We start from the raw sequence: 16,247 nt of genomic DNA on the forward strand, positions 1-16,247 counted from the left end.
GGACGGGCGGGGGCAACCCTGCCCACCCGATTATTGCAGGCGCTTACCTGCTCCCGCGACCCCTGCCCGCCCAGGCCCGCATATCCGCCACGGCTTTTGCCGTCGCCAACAGCACCAGCAGGCAAAGCACGGATTTCGAGATCGTCTCCATCGTCCCTTCGATCAGCATCGCATGCACCACGCTGCCGATAACGACCACACCCACCAGCATCGTATGCCCCAGACGCCAGACCCGCAGCCTCAGATGCCGACGCACCAGCGCCAGACCGGATGCGCCAAACATGGCCCACATCGCAATGACACCCCAAGCAGAGAACGGTGTAGGTGAAGAGAAAAGAAGCGCGTCGACCACATCTGGTGGGCTTGTTATCCACAAGCCAATGACATGGATCACCACCGCAAGCACCAATGCCCCACCGGTCACGCGATGAATGCGACGACCATCATAAAGGCGCAGACCGGGAACAAGCCCAGCCGCCAGCAATGGCTGGATCAGCAACAGCGCCATCGCAACGATCCCGGCAAACCCGGCCACGATATAGATCGGTTCGCGCCACGCCAGCAGTGGGCTGCGCGCAGCAAGTGTCAGCGGTATCGCAATTGCGCCTGCGACACCCAATACGGCAAGGGTGGTTCTGAAGCCGCGCATCACCCGCCGTGCATCCCGTTAGGCCGGTTGCAGGACAAAATGCGCACTTAGGCTTGTCTCTTTCGAGCTGGACATGACCGGGCGCAGAAAGACTGTCTCGAACGCGTCGTCATCATATGCCAGATGACCATGCGGTTGCCCGAAGGCGGGCACGATCTGCGGCATTTCAAGACGGAACGCACCATTTGCGTCCGTCAATGTGGCGCCGTGGCTATGTGGGTCACGTTCGTGACCTTCGGTGGTGTGCGCCCAGACCTGTATGCGCTGCCCGGCCAGCGGAGCCCCGTCGCCCGCGCGGCGCACCGTGCCCGTCATCAAGAAACCGCCATTGCCTATCCGATCCACAATCGGCGCACCGGGAAGATAGTTATTTGACCCGCCCCGCATCGACCGGGTCGGCGCAAGGCTTTGCGCGCTGGCGGGAAGCAAAAGACCAGCACTCCCGGTCACAGCGGCTGCGATCGCGGTGGAAAGAAGCGTGCGGCGTTTGATCAGGGTTTGGGACATACGAAGCCCTTCCGTCAGACAGATATGGCGCGTTTTTCAGCGCCAACAATACTACAAAAGCCCGACGTGCAAAACGGGCCACACAGCATCGTGAAGCCACCTGATCGCCTGCTGTTACTCTGTCTCCTCTGGCACCAATTCGGCCCAGAACTGGAAAATCGCCTCGGCGTTCAGGGCGGACATCCAGCCATGGTTCTCGAAATCCAACCGCTCGCTGTTCGTGGTCAGCTGGCTCATGAACAGCCGCTTGTCGGCGTCGCGTTGGGTCGGGCTACGGGCCTGCACCAGTTCTTGCACTCGCTTCAACTTCGCGGCACGGGCTTTGATGGCCGGGTCCCCTGCCCTTTCGGATCTGGGCGCGTCGGGCGCGACATAATCTTCGCTGATCGCCCGGCTCAGATATTTCGCGGGGCTGCGTACTTCGGGCTGGCCGGTGACATAGTCGATTTTGCCTGCCACATACGCTTCACCATGCTCGGAAATCCACTGCCGCGCCAGCCGGTCACTGACCCCTAACTCCATCAGCCGCGCATAGGTCCGCGTCGTCCGCGCGCCCTCACCGTCATCAATATTCATAATCGCCAGTTGCGGATTGCGGCGGATCAGGAACCGAATGTCCGACACGCTGCGTCCCATCTTCCGCGTCTCGGGCGTGACAATAATATCAGACACCTTGTTCACCTCGGCCACTGCCGGTTTGATCACCTTCGCGTTCAGATGCTTGTAACTTTGGTAATACTCCGAGCCCTCCACCCCCATCAGGCGGCGAAAAATATCCAGCGACCACCAGCCGGTCGACCCGGTCTTCAAGAAGCGAAAACAATTTTCATAGAGCGCCAGCGCGTGCCCACCGGTAAACTGCCGTTGGATGTTCAGATTAATCAGGGCAAAGACTTTCGGGTCATGCAGCTTTTCCGCCAAGGCCGGGGAATAGGCATACTCGCACACGCCCCCCTTCAACTTGGCATAGGACAACAGCGCCGAAACCCCCCATTCCTGCCGCCCCGCCTCGTCCAGCATGTCCCATTCAGCCACCGTTTCCGCCAACCCGCGCAACGCGGATTTCAGCGTCTCGATATCGTTCGAGTTATAGCCAATCATCAGGCACAGCGCCTGCGCGTCGATCCGGTGGCTGGTCTGGCTGGTCAGCGTGTCATAGGCGTTCAACAGCAGCACATTTGACAATTTCCGCTGTAATAGAGACAGTTTTCCAGAGACATGGATCGCCGCCACGTTCTTCTTGACGCTCTCGCGTTTCAGCGCCCCGGTCAGCCGCGCCTTATCTGAACTGTCCATCTGCTCGTCCCTTTTTGGGTTTTGCCTCTTATGCCACAAACGGCACCTTCACTCAACGCGAACATGGGTGCCTGAATGCAGGATTGCCAATCCCGCAAACAGGTCCCTATGATGCGAAAGGAACCAATTTACAGGATCACGTACGGCACCTTATGACAGTAAACTGCGGAATAAAGCCCTATTCAGACCCAAACCGAGTCCGGGGACCGGTCTTCCTGTTTGCAGGAGTCCTTACACCCGCGAATCGGCACCCGATGTCCTGTATTTGGGCACCATTAGCCCCGTATTCAGGCACCCAAACCAATCTACCGCCCTGTTCATAAAGGGATTTTTAACGTCAAAGATTCTAAAACTCATAAAGAATCTACAAGTATGTTGGCGTCTTTCTACATAAGTTTCGCAGCGAAACCTCAAACAAGTTCCCATCCCAACCTTGATGTGCGATATTTGCGGCAACAACGTACAAAACCGCGTATATAGCAGAGAGCAGATGGCACAGCCCCCCAAGACCCCTCCCCCGCCCTATTTCAACATCAATCCCGAAGCGGCGTCGCAAAAGTTAACCGACCCTATCAGCACCGCTCGATTCGCCAAAGCGGCAGCCTTCGCCTCGAAGGGCCGCGACGACCTCGCCAAGCGGGGCTATGCCCCGGATGGACGCAAACGCCTGCGCCGGTTTTCAACGTGGGAAATCTGCAAATACCTGATCCCCGTTGCCCCTGCCCATTTCCGGCGGGTGCTGAAGCAAAACCCTGACCTGCCGCAGGGCGAAGGTGATGGCGGTGCCAAATGGTTCAGTCTTGAAGATGTGTTGACGCTTCGGAACTTTTTCGCCGCCGAAGGGGTCTCGACCCGTGAATACCGCCCCTGGCGCCCAGATGGGATCGACGCCAAGGTGATCGCGGTGGCGAACTTCAAGGGCGGGGTCGGCAAGACCTCGACCGCCGCGCATCTGGCGATGTCAGCGGCCCTTGATGGTTACCGCGTGCTGGTGGTCGATCTGGACAGCCAAGGCTCCATGACGTCGATCATGGGTGGTCAGGTCGAGGATGAATGGCAAACCGCTTTTCCCCTGATGGCCAAGCACTATGCCCAACATGTCGAGGCCGAGAACAAGGTCCGCACCGCCGCCGGTCAGCCCCCCCTGCCCCTTGATGAAACCCTGACCGAGGCATTGGGTTTCGCTGCGAAACGTGTGATCCAGAAAACCCATTGGCCCAATATCGACCTGATCGGCGCGCAGTTGAACTTGTATTGGGCCGAGTTCCAGGTGCCGGTCTGGCGGATGCAGATGCGGTCCTGGCCGCTGTGGGACGCCCTGTCGGGTTTTCTAGAAACCGAAGGGCTGCTTCAGGACTATGACCTCGTGATCCTCGACACCCCCCCTGCCCTTGGCTATCTGACGATCAACGCGCTGTCCGCCGCCGACATCCTGCTGATCCCGCTGGGCGCGTCCTTCCTTGAATTCGACTCCACTGGTCGGTTCTTCGACATGCTCTATTCCACCTTCGCGTCGATCGAGGATGGCGAAAACTCGATGCGACGCGCGCATGATCTGCCGGAAATCCGCTTTGAATGGGACGCCGTGCGCGCGCTGATCACCCGATTTGATGCGGGACAGCAAACCGATTTGGCCAATGTGATTCAGGCCTATTTCGGGGACTTCATGACCACCTATCGTCAGGAAATGACCGCGATGGTCGGGCAGGCCGGCGAGCAAGTGAACGGCATCTATGAAGCCGATTATCGCGAGTTCAATCGCGACACCTATGTTCGTGGGCGCGAGACATTCGATCGCACATGGGCCGAGGTGAAAGAGATCATTCTGGGCTGCTGGTGGCGTGACCTTCAGATGGCCAAAAAGGGAGATAAGTGATGGCAAAACGTCGTAAACTAGAAGCCCCCAGCGCCGAGGATCTGGACCGCATCGAAGAGGAGTTTCGCAGCGAAACCTCCCGCCGGTTGCCGATGGCGCCAATCGCACAAGTTGCCGCCGAAGCGGCCCAACAGTCGCAGGTGCTGGACGCTGAAACCCGCAGCCTGACGGCGCGCGATAAGGCCGACGCCGAGGCCCATCGCGCCGCACAGGACAAAGGTCTGGTCATGGTCGAAGTGCCGCTGAACCAGATCGACAGCACTGATATGGTGCGCGATCGGATCACGGTGGACGAAGCAGAGATGGACGAACTGCGCGCGTCAATTCGTCAAAACGGGCTGCGCTTGCCGGTCGAGCTCTATCAACTGATCGAACCAAACGGTGATCAGAAATATGGCATCATTTCCGGCTATCGCCGTGTGCTTGCCATGCGCAGCTTGTTGTCCGCAACCGGCGAGCCGCGATTTGAGACCATCAAGGCGCTGATCAAGCTGCCGGAAACGCTGCCGGCTGCCTTCGTTGCAATGGTCGAAGAGAACGAAGTACGCGCAGACCTCAGCCATTTTGAACGGGGTCGCATTGCCGCCATTTCGGCCCAGAGCGGTGTTTTCGACAGTGTCGAAGACGCGGTGGACAAGTTGTTTGCCTCAGCCTCAAAAGCCAAAAGATCCAAGGTGAGGTCCTTCGCTATGGTGTTCGAGGCCTTGGGCGACATGTTGGCCTTTCCCGAGGCCCTGACCGAACGGCAAGGTTTGCGTCTTGCCGGTGCCTTGCGCGCTGGTGCTGAAACCGAGATCAGAAATCTTCTGGCCGAAGGGCAGGGTTTGGACGCTGATGCGGAATGGGCTCTTTTGGAAAGCGTGATCGAACAATACGAGGGCAAGCCCCGTGATGCCAGCCGTGGTGGTCGTCCCAAAGCGCCGCCAGCGCGTCCAGCAAGCGGGCCGGATGTCACAACCTCGACCGGCTTCGTGCTGCGCCGCGAACATGACGACCGTGGCTATATGATACGTTTTGACGGCCGCAAGATCGACGCTGAGATGATCGACGCGATCATCCTTGAGGTCGAGCGATGGTTGGAAAAGCCATAGATTTCAGGCGGTGGTTTCGCTGCGAAACCTGAGTTGGGGTAGGGGCTACAGACCCGCGGCTTTGGTCAGATTGACCCGGAACCGGTCCCGTCGGCGCTGATATCGCCGGGTCATTTCGGCCGAGGAATGGCCCAACTGCTTTTGCACATAGCGTTCGTCAACCTCTGCCGAACTGGCCAGACCAGCACGCAGGGAGTGGCCGGAAAACAGGGCCAGTCGCTCTTTCTCGGGCAGTTCCGCCCGGATACCCGCATCAAGCACGCAGCGCTTGATCAGGCGGGCGACGTGCTTGTCATTCAACCGTGCCTCCAAGGCCCGTTTCCCATCCCGCGACGTGCGGGTGAAGATTGGGCCGAAGTCGATTTTTGCATACCGCAGCCATTGCTCCAACGCGTGCACGGGGCAAGTCTGGTCACTGGACCCGCGACCAATTTCGACCTCTCGCCAGCCGGTTTTGGCGTTCAGGGTCAACAGGACACCGTCGCTAAAAACTTCGATCCAGCCCCCCGAGTCAGGCGTATCATCCTTGTGGACATCAAGACTTACGATCTCGGACCGCCGCAGTCCGCCTGCGTAACCTAAAAGTAAGATTGTTCTGTCACGAAGGCCACGCAGGTCGAAGGGCAGGGTAGCCAACATCGCCAAGATATCCTCGGCCAAAATCGCTTCTTTCTGCTCCGGTGGTCGCGCGTGTTTGCGTCGGATTCCGGCCAATACAGATGCAATGTGGCGGTTCTTGCGATCCAACCTGAAGCCGCGTAGTGCATAGTTCCAGGTAAGGCCAGACAGTCGCCGTTCAATGGTTGAAACCGACAGGGGTTGGTTTTGATCTGAGGGAGCGGCCAGATCAGCAATGTAGAGACCAATAAGCTGCGGTTCAGGGCAGGGGGCAGACAGTGGGTCTGACCCACGTTGGCGGCACCAACGCGCGAAATGAGCCCAGTCTTTTGCATAGGCTGTCCGCGTGTTTTCGGACGCGGCCGCTTGCGCATAATCGCGCGCCGTATCGACCAACCGGTCTAACGCACCAGACCCCGCAATGTGTGAGGGGAGGGCAATTGCCTCGTTTTGATCGCTCTTTATGGCGCTATTCTCTACCTGATCTGCCGGAGAATCGGTTCTTTTTGTCATTTTCACGGGGCCTGTAATATATGTCCGATAACATAACCTTATTGGACATAATGGCGGGAGGCAAGGAGCGGCGGTTAATGCGGTAATTTGTGAACGAAAGCGCCGTGTAAAGATTGATCCTGTAACACGATCTGTCAGACCGCAACGCACGTGAACAACCAGAGTAGTCTAGCCAACTTTTCGCATAGGGTCACGTTGGGACATTCTGAAACCCTTGAAGATGTGATGTTTTTGTCGAGTATGACTTTTGCACTGCGTGATATGGTCCCGCGCTAAAAGACCCAACCAGTCCCGATGAACCTGCATTCCAGCACGCGCACGCACCGATGCACAGTGAGCTATACTGATCTACAAGCTTGATTGCTTTTTGCCAAATGGTAGCGTCTAGCGAGATTGAGTTTCGTCGGAGAATTAAATGTGGACGTCGTTTAGATTGGCGTGTCTTGCGCTGGCTTTGGCAGGCCCGGCCAGGGCTGAATTCGACGGTTCTGGCGTCTCGGGGGGATGGCTTCGAGAAATCGCACTAGGCCGTTTTGAGATCGCGCGAGGCGCGATTTTGAACGAGGCAGACGTGATTGCGCGGCAGACGAAAAAACTGACAGTTCTGGCAATGGTGTATCACGCTGTCTATGAGAAGCAATGTGCCGTGCCCGAACCGGCCCAAGTCTTCTCTGTTCGGGTTGACTGGGTCAAACGGATCGCGCCTGGGATTGAAGAAACTGAGGAGGGTACCTCGCGCGAAATTCGCGTGAGACTGCCCTATGCTGATGTGTTCGGGGAGGGCATGTCGCTCGCCTACAATCCGGTTCAGATGGCCTTTGTCTTCGGGCCGGACTACTTGCAGATGGTTGCCGGTCTGACCAGCGCGAGTGTCGAAGCGATCCGGCTTAATGAATGCGGCTCGGCGGAGCTTGAGGTTTTTGAGCGCAACCTCGCAGCGATCGTGCGTGGTGAGCCTTCGCTGCAGCGACAGGGCGTCGTGCCGACACATCTGGAAGCGCGCTGCGGTGCCACGGGAGTCGCGGGGCTGGATGGCCGCATGTCAGTCCCGGTAGATGCCGCCTGCGATTGCCTGTCTGACCTCTTCTGGAAAGGTCTGCCAGAAGATTGGCTGGCGCGTATCGAGGACGGTTTTTCCCGTGAAACTGTATTGCTATCGGCAGCACTGAGTCCCGAGCTTTGGGAAGGAGCACGTTCATGCCTTCGTTGATGAGAGTTTTTGCTGCTGTTTTTTGGCTTTGCCTGCCGCTTCCGCTTGGCGCGGCGGAGTTCGGAACGCTGCCTGAGGCGATGCCTGGCAAGGCCCGGAAGTCCGCGACGCAGGCAGTGTGGGAGCGGATGGAAGGTTTCGATGCAGTGCGCCGCGGGGATGAGCTGATCCTGAGAGATTTCTTTCCGATACAACTTGAGGATGGCAGCTACGTAATCCATGGGTTGGGAGTCCGAGTGAAGGAAGCTGCCGTCAATGTGCGCGGGCGGAAAAACGCGATGCTGAAAATCTTGGACATTCAAGAGTTCGGACCCGTCTGGGACCTGATCGGATCCCACGGAATTGAGATTGGCGGCTTTATCGGCGGCGGTATCTCCGCTCTTGATCAATCCTTGCGAACGACGCTTGGGGGCAAGCCAAACCGGCTGCAGAACGGTTACAGCATCCGTATCAATCGGGCGAAACCGTTCGAAGATGCCAGTGGCAATCGTGACTATCGGTTGATGGGAATCGGGCTGAGTTTCCGACCGGGGATTGGCCACCGGGGACGTTGGATAGTCGCCGAGGCTGATGCGGCGCAGGAAGATCCGGAGGCGGTGTTCGCAGGGGCCCTGAAGGCATTTCGGACACGATTGCAATCCGAGGCGTGCGCCATCGACGCCAAGGAGATGTACGAGACAGAGTTGACGCTGGAGGGCCTGAACAAGGCCGCAGGGCGCGAGGGCCTGCCGTTTAACTTGCGCAGCGAATGGGAGGCTGCCTGTGCCATCGAGCGGGAAGGCCCCGTCGCACAACCGGAACTGGAGCGGTTGGCGATGCTGCGGCACGGCACCTGCGCGGATGTTAAGGGTGGCGCGGGCGAAACTGTGCAACAGCAGGCGAAGGCGCTTTCGATGCAGGTACCGCCTTCGCGCTATATGGGATTTGCCCGGATTGGTGTCTTCGATATACTGAATCCCGAGCGCATCGGCCTATCCAAGGCAGAAGGGGCGCAACGGAAGGCGTGCCTTTTGCAGTACCTAGAGGACGAATTGTTCGCGGGGTGACATCCGCTCAACGCACTCGCAAACCGCATGCGAAAGCGGCGAAATCTCGTGAGCGAAGTGTGCGGTTCACATATTCCCACCGGCTGTAAGAACTATCGCCTTATCAAAGACCATCGCACTGCGTCCGAGCGGCCAATCCGTCGAAGGCCGCGGAAGATCCGGATAGATCGAAGCGCGACATAATTTTTCCGCCAAGCAAGACTTCGACGCTTGATCCGGAACGCAATGCCGAGGTGATCGCCCGCATCTGACTGACCGGCCAAGGTTCGCCACCCAGCATGAAATCCTGATAACATCCATGAATGCCGCAGGTCGCTGGCATCTGTAAGGGCTGACCGCCATCGACCTGGAAATAGACGACCGCGCCGTCGTCAACGAATTTCAGATCATCCGGGCGCGTATCCGGGGTGAGAGAGATGTCAATGATGCCTCCGTTGCCACATCCGATATCCAACCGATGACCTTGAGCGTTGACCACAAATGCGCTGCCGTTGTCATCGCTCGCTTCCGGCGACCTCAGCGCCCATTCGGCGAAAGCCTCGGTCGCAGGGAAGCAGGAAATTAGGAACACGATCAAAATTCTGGTCATTGCAAACTCCTCATGTGGTCGGGTTTTCATTCAGGCACTACTTGTTCAGCGGCAATCTCGGCCTTCGTATTCTCAGGTAACGACGACACGATAGCCTGATAAAGTTCGACACCGCGCGGCATATCGCTGCCGCGATAACCAAGCATGCCAGGTGATCCTCCGATCAGTTCTCCTCCGAGTGAGAACACGCCATGGATTCCGGCTAACTTGTCCAAGGGGTCCAGCGGAGCATCGGTGCCATCGAAGTTCAGGCGACGCGGCAAGGCATCAAGTGATGACAGCAACAAAACCCCGTCTCCGGATGGGGCCACGATCCCGGTTGACTGACCCATGATCGAGGCTGGGATTCTTGCCAACTCACTTCCTGTCACTCGCTCAAAGACAATAAGGTCAAAATTGCCGTTCGGCATCGCAAAAACGCGATCCTCGTCATCCGTGGCGATGCGCCCCCAATGTGCGCCAAGACCAGAAGGTTCAGATGGAAACTGGAGAACCAATTCGGCCCCGTCCCGCCCGATCCTCCAAAATTCTACCGGCGGTGGGTTGCCCTGAGCGACATCAGCAGCGATGAAATGCATCATTCCGTCCCGTCCGCCATCAATGGGGCTGAGAAGCGTGAAGTCGCCGAACTTTGCGCTCGCCACGCGCTGCCAATCGGTCGTATCCCAGAGATGCGCAACGGTCGGCGAAGCCCCGAGCGTCAGAAGCAGCGAGCCATCGCGCGAAAAGGCGACACCGCCGGAGTTGGGGAGTGTGCCAGGGTCGTGCCCCGGCAAACGTGCGATCTCCGCGCCCGATACGGCATCGAACACGACCGCCACACCCTCCGCAGGGGCTATCTGAACAAGGAAGCGCCCGTCGGGCGAGAAGGCAGGTGCCTGCACCCCCCATGCTCCGTCCGTCAGCGCCTCAATGGGTAGGAGTTCGGCCACCTTCTCGCCGCTTCGCGGGTCCCAAAGTGCCAAACCGCTCCGCGATTGGTCACCGTCGGGAGAGGGAAACAAACCTACGCTCGCAAGACGGGTGCCAGTACCATCGAACTCGAAAACGGATATGACGGGCAGATCAAGTCGAATGGAACGCGACACCGCTGCACGAACGAGCGCGTCGTAGGCATTGCCGAACCGCGCAATGTCGTCATCTTCCGGTTCTGCCGGCAAACCCTTGAGCGCGGCAATAATCGCCGCAGCACGGTCCCCCATTCCCAACGCCTCGCGTGATTCAGCGGCAAAGTCCCGAGACTGGTAATCTGCAATTTCTTCCGCTGAGATACTCGTTCCGGCTATGATAAATAGGACTGTAAGAAAAGCACGCATCTAAGATCTCCTGAATAAATAGTACTATCAGGCAATAGAATTTCTACGTCCGTCAACGCCAATTGTCGCGAAGTCCCGATGTTTGCCTTTCAGCATGCTGCCTATATGTGTCTTTCAAATCGACCTTTGCTGAGTCTGCTGTCGATGTCCGCTAGCTCTTTATCCTAGCCGTGGCGCACGATCACCAGGGACCGCGAGATTGTTGAATTCGTAGATGTAGAGGTCTAGCGTGATATTTGGGCCAAACATCCTTGTTCGCAGCAGTTGCTGCAGACCTCTGCCCGAGGGCACCATTCACTAGGGGGACGACATGCTAAACCTAAAGACAACGTTTATTGCTGGACTTCTGGCAAGCGCCTTTGCGCTTTCGCCGGTGGCAGCCGCAACGCCAGATAACATGCTTGTGGTGGCCCAAAACATCGACGACATTGTTACGATTGATCCAGCCTCGGCTTACGAATTCAGCTCGGGCGAATATGTTGCCAACACCTATGACACACTGGTGCGCTACGATGCGACCGACACGACTGTTTTGGCCCCTGCGTTAGCCACCGAATGGACAGTCGACGCCGCCAACAAGACAGTCACATTCACCTTGCGCGACGGGGTTAAATTCCACTCTGGCAATCCGTTGCGAGCCGAGGATGTGGTCGGATCATGGACCCGCGTCGTCGCCCTTGATAAGGCGCCATCCTTCATCTTGACACAATTGGGTTGGACCGCTGACAACATCGCCGATATGGTCACGGCAGAAGGCAATACAGTTACCGTGCGTTACGAGGGCGATTTTGCGCCATCTTTCGTTCTGAACGTACTCGCCGCACGCCCGGCATCAGTCGTGGACATGCTCACCGTCATGGCCAACGAGGTCGACGGCGACATGGGCCATGCGTGGTTGAACAAGAACTCTGCGGGCACCGGGCCGTTCAGTTTGGGCACCTATCGTCCTGCCGATATCCTCTCGCTTGATGCCAACCCCGATTATTATCAGGGCCGCCCGCTGATGGACCGCATCGTCATTCAACACAACCCCGAAGGTGCAACCCAACGATTGCAGCTCGAAGCGGGCGATATCGACATGGCCAAGGACCTTGATCCCGGTCAGATCGCAGGCCTTGAAGGGGTTGAGGGCGTGCGTGTGGAGACCTACCCGCAAGCTGCCGTGCATTGGGTATCGTTCAATCAGAAAACCGACAGTCTGACCGATCCCGCCGTATGGGAAGCCGCACGGTATCTGGTGGATTATCAGGGCATGGCCAATGGCATGCTCAAGGGTCAGATGAAGGTGCATCAGGCATTTTGGCCGGATGGTTTTCCGGGCGCGTTGACCGACACACCGTTTAGTTACGACCCCGAAAAAGCCAAACAGATCCTGAAGGACGCCGGGGTGGAGACACCCATCAACGTCACGATGGATGTCATATCTGCTCCCACTTTCGTGGAAATGGCACAGGCGTTGCAGGCCTCTTTTGCCGAGGGCGGGATTAACCTCGAAATCATCGCAGGCACAGGCGCGCAGGTCATCACCAAGTACCGCGCGCGAACCCATGAGGCGATGTTGCTGTATTGGGGGCCTGACTTCATGGACCCGCATTCCAACGCCAAGGCATTTGCGTACAACAAGGATAACTCCGATGACAAATACGCCTCGACTACGACGTGGCGCAACGCATGGATGCCACCGGCCGAGATGAACGCCAAAACCATGGCAGCCCTGGGCGAGCAGGATGCGGACAAGCGGCTTGGCATGTATCTGGAGCTTCAGAAAGAAACCCAGGCCGAAGCGCCGTACGTCATCATGTTCCAGGCGATCAAGCAGGTCGCGATGCGGGACAACATCAAAGGGTACGTCAACGGTGCCACCTCTGACTACGTCTTCTACCGTCTGGTCGAAAAGGAATGACCCATCAACCGTCCCCCGAGGCGATCTATCGTGCCTTGCACACGCAAACCGGGGGGCGGTTGTTCACCGTGACGGTGCTGGACCGCGCCGCTGGTCTTGCGCGGCGGGTTTATACTTCTGACGCCGACGCATTTCCTGTGTCCGGGACCAAATCGATGTCGCAAGGGGCTTGGACAGAACAGGTCGTAGAACGCGGTGAGGTTTTCGTCGCGAACACCGTTGCGGAGTTCGCGATCTATTTCCCGGACCATGCCTTGATTGAAAGCCTTGGATGTGGCGCTGCGTTAAATGTGCCGATTGGCTTGGACGAGGTCATAGGGACCGTCAACATTCTCGACAAAGAGCACTACTTCTCGCCACAGAATGTGGATCGCTGCCTCGTTGCCATCAAGCAGCATCGTGACGATTTGATTTGGGCGATGGAGCAATGCGCACTCTGAGGGATTAGAACCTGTTGCACTCGGCGCAGGCATGCTTGGCACGGTTGCAGGAAGAACCTTCGACGCCATCAGCATTGCGATACAGAAAATCTCGTTTGTGGTGTCTGACGTTAAGCGCCAAGAGCCAAGCTATTGGATTCAAATGTGACGGCCTTTCCATGTCGACCTGTATTCATTGTGTGTTCAAGGTGCTTTCGATTGCCGGCAATGTAAGCTCCGCGATATCATTGTGTTAGCTTACTCTGGCTGGTGACCTGGGTTTCATTGTTCTTGATTGAAAGTCGTAATCTCTCAAAGAAGAGCATTCCAGTCGGTGAGACCAGAGACATCTAACAGTGCAATTTCTTCGCCGCTCGACAATTCGACGACCGTGTCCAAATTGGTATCGCCTCCGACGTCAAGCTCGGACAATCCGGTGATTGTCACGCCGCCCTCAAGGACCAGAAGATCCTCTCCGACCGTGAAATCTTCGATGATGTCATTGCCGTCGCCGAAGCTGAAGATGAATTGGTCAGCGCCGGCTCCACCGATCATGACGTCAACTCCCGCACCCCCGGTGATGGTGTCGTTATCCGCACCGCCATCAAGATTGTCGTCGCCAACCCCACCCAGAATCGTATCGTTCCCCAACCCGCCTTGAATCGTATCGCTGCCATCTTGTCCGTCGATAAGGTCATCGCCAGCCTCACCAAGAAAGAAGTTATCCGCGCTGCTGCCGGTGATGGAGTCGTCAGTGCCGGTGCCGCGAATTTCCTCGATGTCCTTGATCAGGTCTTTATTCTCGAAACCATCGGTCACGATGGCAAAACCGTTTCCATCGACCTCGGACATATCGACCGAGATGCCCTCGAACCCACCGTAATTCGCATCGTCATGATAACCCAACATCTGTTGCCCTATCGTTCCGTCGACGATGTCATCCCCCGCAAATGTGCGAATGAACTGAAAACCAATACCGCCGGTTACGTTGTCGTTGAACTCGGTGCCGCGAAGAGCCTCGATCCCGGAAAAAGTGTCGGTATCCTCAAACGGGTCCTTCACAGTTCCTGACCCTTCAATGGTCGGGCTAAATGTTGCCACGATCCCGAATGTTCCGCCCTCTCCGGCGGACAGTTGATACATCAGATTGTCCCAACCAGCACCGCCGTGAATCTCATCATCACCGCCATGAGGGTCGAATGCGTCGTCATCGTCGGAACCTATCAGGATGTCCGCGAAGTTCGTGGCGTTGATCCGTTCGATATTGACCAAAGTATCCGTGTCGCCGAACGTGTCCGTCGCGGTTTGGGTGCCAAGGTTGACGGTGACGCCCTGAGAACCTCCTTCAGAGGTTTCTTCCATGTAATCTACAGCGTCCCAACCAAATTCATGGTCAACCACTCCATCGCCGCCATCAATCAAGTCATTTCCAGCGCCGCCTGTGATCCAGTCTTCCTCTCCGCGTCCAAAAATCTGGTCGTCACCTGCGCCAGCATAAATGTTGTCTCGTCCCTGTGTCCCGAAGATGGTTTCAGAATTTGGGGTGCCGAATATATAGTTGCTGTCCACCAAAGACCACAAAGCCAACGTCGTGTTGGAAAACACGAGGTCTTCGATATTGGTGATTATGTCGACACCGTCGCCATTTCCCCCGACATCCGTAACCGTGTAGGTGCCGTCGCCGTTGCTTATGACGTCATAGTCGTCGTTGGTCCCGCTCAGGACGATCTGGTTGAACCCTTCGCCACCATCGATCGTGTCATTCCCGGCGCCGCCTTCGATCGTATCGTCATCCGCGCCACCATCAATGGTGTCGTTTCCTGCACCTCCGATCAAAAGGTCATCTCCCGCAAGGCCCAGAAGCGTATCGTTCCCCATGTCCGATCCATCCCCGCCACGCAAAACATTATCGTCGTCGTTGCCGGTGATATGATCGCTGCCTTGGCCACCCGTGGCGTTTTCAATGCTGATCAGGATATCAACTTCGACTTCGTCCTGTCCCGTTGGGGAAACATCGCCAGTTGCAATGCCCACCGGGGTGGTCGCTGCATAACCATGCGAAGTCAGATAATCCCCAATCGTGCCATTTTTTATCGTCATCGTGCTCGACCGATCTTCGGCACGGAGATCGATGGTTACTCCATTTTCGACAGAAGGGTAGGCCACGGTATCGTTACCTAAACCGCCATCGATGATATCATCGCCCAAACCGGCCCCGGCAATAATCGTGTCGTTTCCGGCACCGGTGCGCACGATATCGTCCCCATCGCCTATCGTGACGGTATCGTCACCGGACCCCGTGGTGATATCATCGTCCCCGCTGCCTGTGGTCACGACGTTATTGCCGTCGCCTGCATCAATCACATTGGCACCATTTCCGGTCGTGATTGTATCATCACCCGAGCCGGTGCGGATATTGGTGTCAGTATCATCCGGTATTGTGACCGTTTCATCTTCTGTCGAGTCTGACAGGTCAATCTCGGTCACGTCCGGCGGGGCGGTGGGGTCGATTTCCTGTCCGTCGACAAAGACTGTCAAACTTTCAAAGCCCCGGACTGTCAGGCCGAGAGACGCAAAGGTGAAAGAGCGGGAAGCCGCAGTGTCTGAAAGCCAGCTTATAAAGTTGGCCACATCTTCTTGCACCGAGCTGTCTGCCCACTCATCCGCGGTAAACTCAAGCCTTAACGTGTCGTGCCCCTTGCCGCCATAGTATACGTCATCATGACTTGTGTTCCGGGTGTTGTCCGCTGCAACAAATACAGCGGTGTCATCTCCGCGTCCGCCGCTTAGGACGTCGGCACCTGCGCCGCCTATCAAAAAGTCATCACCACGCTGGCCGTAAATGTAGTCACGGCCAGCGCCACCGCTGATCCAATCACTACCGCGCCCACCGAAAACAAAGTCGTTCCCTGCACGGGCGTGAACTTCGTCATCGCCCCCGAATGTAAATATCCAATCAGATCGGTCAGTGGCCCTTACGACGTCATTCCTTGAGCTCTTGAATATAAGTGCCATTGCAGCCTCCATGATGAAAAGCGGACGAAAAGACTCACGAAGTTAGAAGAATACTTCCAATCTGGCATGATCCATTTGGACTAAGCGCTTTTGGTATCTCCAACCATTTCATCGCTGTTTTACAAGTTGCGCATTCATCAGCGCACAGATTGCTGGCTCGTCAGATCCCGGATGCTTGGCAAGCTGGTTCGCCTTAAAG

13 protein-coding genes are annotated in these 16,247 nt (G+C 57.0%); 6 read left to right on the forward strand and 7 right to left on the reverse strand.

The features are described from left to right. Positions 1-43: 43 nt before the first annotated feature. From MWU51_RS16695 to MWU51_RS16705, 3 genes are all read right to left on the reverse strand, one after another. Positions 44-649, reverse strand: coding sequence for a ferric reductase-like transmembrane domain-containing protein (locus tag MWU51_RS16695; protein WP_247039608.1), 606 nt, complete (start codon positions 647-649; stop codon positions 44-46). Between the two features lie 18 nt (positions 650-667). Continuing rightward, positions 668-1,156, reverse strand: coding sequence for a twin-arginine translocation pathway signal (locus MWU51_RS16700; protein ID WP_247039610.1), 489 nt, complete (start codon positions 1,154-1,156; stop codon positions 668-670). Between the two features lie 114 nt (positions 1,157-1,270). After that, positions 1,271-2,452, reverse strand: a complete 1,182-nt coding sequence (locus MWU51_RS16705; protein ID WP_247039612.1) for a replication initiation protein — start codon at positions 2,450-2,452, stop codon at positions 1,271-1,273. 490 nt (positions 2,453-2,942) lie between these two features. Here MWU51_RS16705 and MWU51_RS16710 point away from each other — a divergent pair, with 490 nt between their 5' ends. Continuing rightward, on the forward strand, positions 2,943-4,328 hold the full coding sequence (locus tag MWU51_RS16710) for an AAA family ATPase (RefSeq protein WP_247039615.1): 1,386 nt from the start codon (positions 2,943-2,945) through the stop codon (positions 4,326-4,328). Beyond that, entirely contained in the window at positions 4,328-5,419 is a 1,092-nt protein-coding gene (locus MWU51_RS16715) for a ParB N-terminal domain-containing protein (protein ID WP_247039617.1), read from the forward strand. Before MWU51_RS16710 ends, MWU51_RS16715 begins: the two co-directional genes overlap by 1 nt. 45 nt (positions 5,420-5,464) lie before the next feature. Here MWU51_RS16715 and MWU51_RS16720 read toward each other — a convergent pair whose 3' ends face one another. Continuing rightward, a complete protein-coding gene (locus MWU51_RS16720; RefSeq protein WP_247039619.1) occupies positions 5,465-6,550 on the reverse strand; it encodes a tyrosine-type recombinase/integrase in 1,086 nt (361 codons plus the stop codon). A gap of 415 nt (positions 6,551-6,965) precedes the next feature. Between MWU51_RS16720 and MWU51_RS16725 the strand changes: the two genes are divergently transcribed. Both MWU51_RS16725 and MWU51_RS16730 read left to right on the forward strand, forming a co-directional pair. After that, complete coding sequence (locus MWU51_RS16725) at positions 6,966-7,760, forward strand: hypothetical protein (RefSeq protein WP_247039621.1); 795 nt, start codon at positions 6,966-6,968, stop codon at positions 7,758-7,760. After that, positions 7,748-8,806, forward strand: a complete 1,059-nt coding sequence (locus MWU51_RS16730) for a hypothetical protein (RefSeq protein WP_247039623.1) — start codon at positions 7,748-7,750, stop codon at positions 8,804-8,806. Before MWU51_RS16725 ends, MWU51_RS16730 begins: the two co-directional genes overlap by 13 nt. Before the next feature lie 103 nt (positions 8,807-8,909). Here the strand turns inward: MWU51_RS16730 and MWU51_RS16735 are convergent, their stop codons facing one another. Together MWU51_RS16735 and MWU51_RS16740 are read right to left on the reverse strand one after the other, a co-directional pair. Beyond that, on the reverse strand, positions 8,910-9,395 hold the full coding sequence (locus MWU51_RS16735; RefSeq protein WP_247039624.1) for a hypothetical protein: 486 nt from the start codon (positions 9,393-9,395) through the stop codon (positions 8,910-8,912). A gap of 26 nt (positions 9,396-9,421) precedes the next feature. After that, positions 9,422-10,711 (reverse strand): WD40 repeat domain-containing protein, encoded by a 1,290-nt coding sequence (locus tag MWU51_RS16740; protein ID WP_247039626.1) that lies wholly within the window; start codon positions 10,709-10,711, stop codon positions 9,422-9,424. A 310-nt stretch (positions 10,712-11,021) separates the two neighbouring features. Here MWU51_RS16740 and MWU51_RS16745 point away from each other — a divergent pair, with 310 nt between their 5' ends. Then, the gene (locus MWU51_RS16745) at positions 11,022-12,614 is read left to right on the forward strand and encodes an ABC transporter substrate-binding protein (RefSeq protein ID WP_247039628.1); all 1,593 of its coding nucleotides are present in this window, start codon (positions 11,022-11,024) and stop codon (positions 12,612-12,614) included. Beyond that, positions 12,611-13,054, forward strand: coding sequence for a GAF domain-containing protein (locus MWU51_RS16750; RefSeq protein ID WP_247039630.1), 444 nt, complete (start codon positions 12,611-12,613; stop codon positions 13,052-13,054). The genes MWU51_RS16745 and MWU51_RS16750 overlap by 4 nt, the downstream gene beginning before the upstream one ends. 291 nt (positions 13,055-13,345) lie before the next feature. Here MWU51_RS16750 and MWU51_RS16755 read toward each other — a convergent pair whose 3' ends face one another. Further along, positions 13,346-16,048, reverse strand: coding sequence for a calcium-binding protein (locus MWU51_RS16755; protein ID WP_247039632.1), 2,703 nt, complete (start codon positions 16,046-16,048; stop codon positions 13,346-13,348). Positions 16,049-16,247: the final 199 nt, after the last annotated feature.

It is taken from the genome of Aliiroseovarius sp. F47248L, from assembly GCF_023016085.1.
In the GTDB taxonomy this organism is placed as follows: Bacteria; Pseudomonadota; Alphaproteobacteria; order Rhodobacterales; family Rhodobacteraceae; genus Aliiroseovarius.

Coding starts and splice junctions, on each gene's coding strand:
- MWU51_RS16700 (WP_247039610.1), bottom strand. CDS start 1,156: ATGTCCCAAACCCTGATCAAACGCCGCACGCTTCTTTCCACCGCGATC.
- MWU51_RS16755 (WP_247039632.1), bottom strand. CDS start 16,048: ATGGCACTTATATTCAAGAGCTCAAGGAATGACGTCGTAAGGGCCACT.
- MWU51_RS16740 (WP_247039626.1), bottom strand. CDS start 10,711: ATGCGTGCTTTTCTTACAGTCCTATTTATCATAGCCGGAACGAGTATC.
- MWU51_RS16705 (WP_247039612.1), bottom strand. CDS start 2,452: ATGGACAGTTCAGATAAGGCGCGGCTGACCGGGGCGCTGAAACGCGAG.
- MWU51_RS16710 (WP_247039615.1), top strand. CDS start 2,943: ATGGCACAGCCCCCCAAGACCCCTCCCCCGCCCTATTTCAACATCAAT.
- MWU51_RS16725 (WP_247039621.1), top strand. CDS start 6,966: ATGTGGACGTCGTTTAGATTGGCGTGTCTTGCGCTGGCTTTGGCAGGC.
- MWU51_RS16730 (WP_247039623.1), top strand. CDS start 7,748: ATGCCTTCGTTGATGAGAGTTTTTGCTGCTGTTTTTTGGCTTTGCCTG.
- MWU51_RS16745 (WP_247039628.1), top strand. CDS start 11,022: ATGCTAAACCTAAAGACAACGTTTATTGCTGGACTTCTGGCAAGCGCC.
- MWU51_RS16750 (WP_247039630.1), top strand. CDS start 12,611: ATGACCCATCAACCGTCCCCCGAGGCGATCTATCGTGCCTTGCACACG.
- MWU51_RS16715 (WP_247039617.1), top strand. CDS start 4,328: ATGGCAAAACGTCGTAAACTAGAAGCCCCCAGCGCCGAGGATCTGGAC.
- MWU51_RS16720 (WP_247039619.1), bottom strand. CDS start 6,550: ATGACAAAAAGAACCGATTCTCCGGCAGATCAGGTAGAGAATAGCGCC.
- MWU51_RS16735 (WP_247039624.1), bottom strand. CDS start 9,395: ATGACCAGAATTTTGATCGTGTTCCTAATTTCCTGCTTCCCTGCGACC.
- MWU51_RS16695 (WP_247039608.1), bottom strand. CDS start 649: ATGCGCGGCTTCAGAACCACCCTTGCCGTATTGGGTGTCGCAGGCGCA.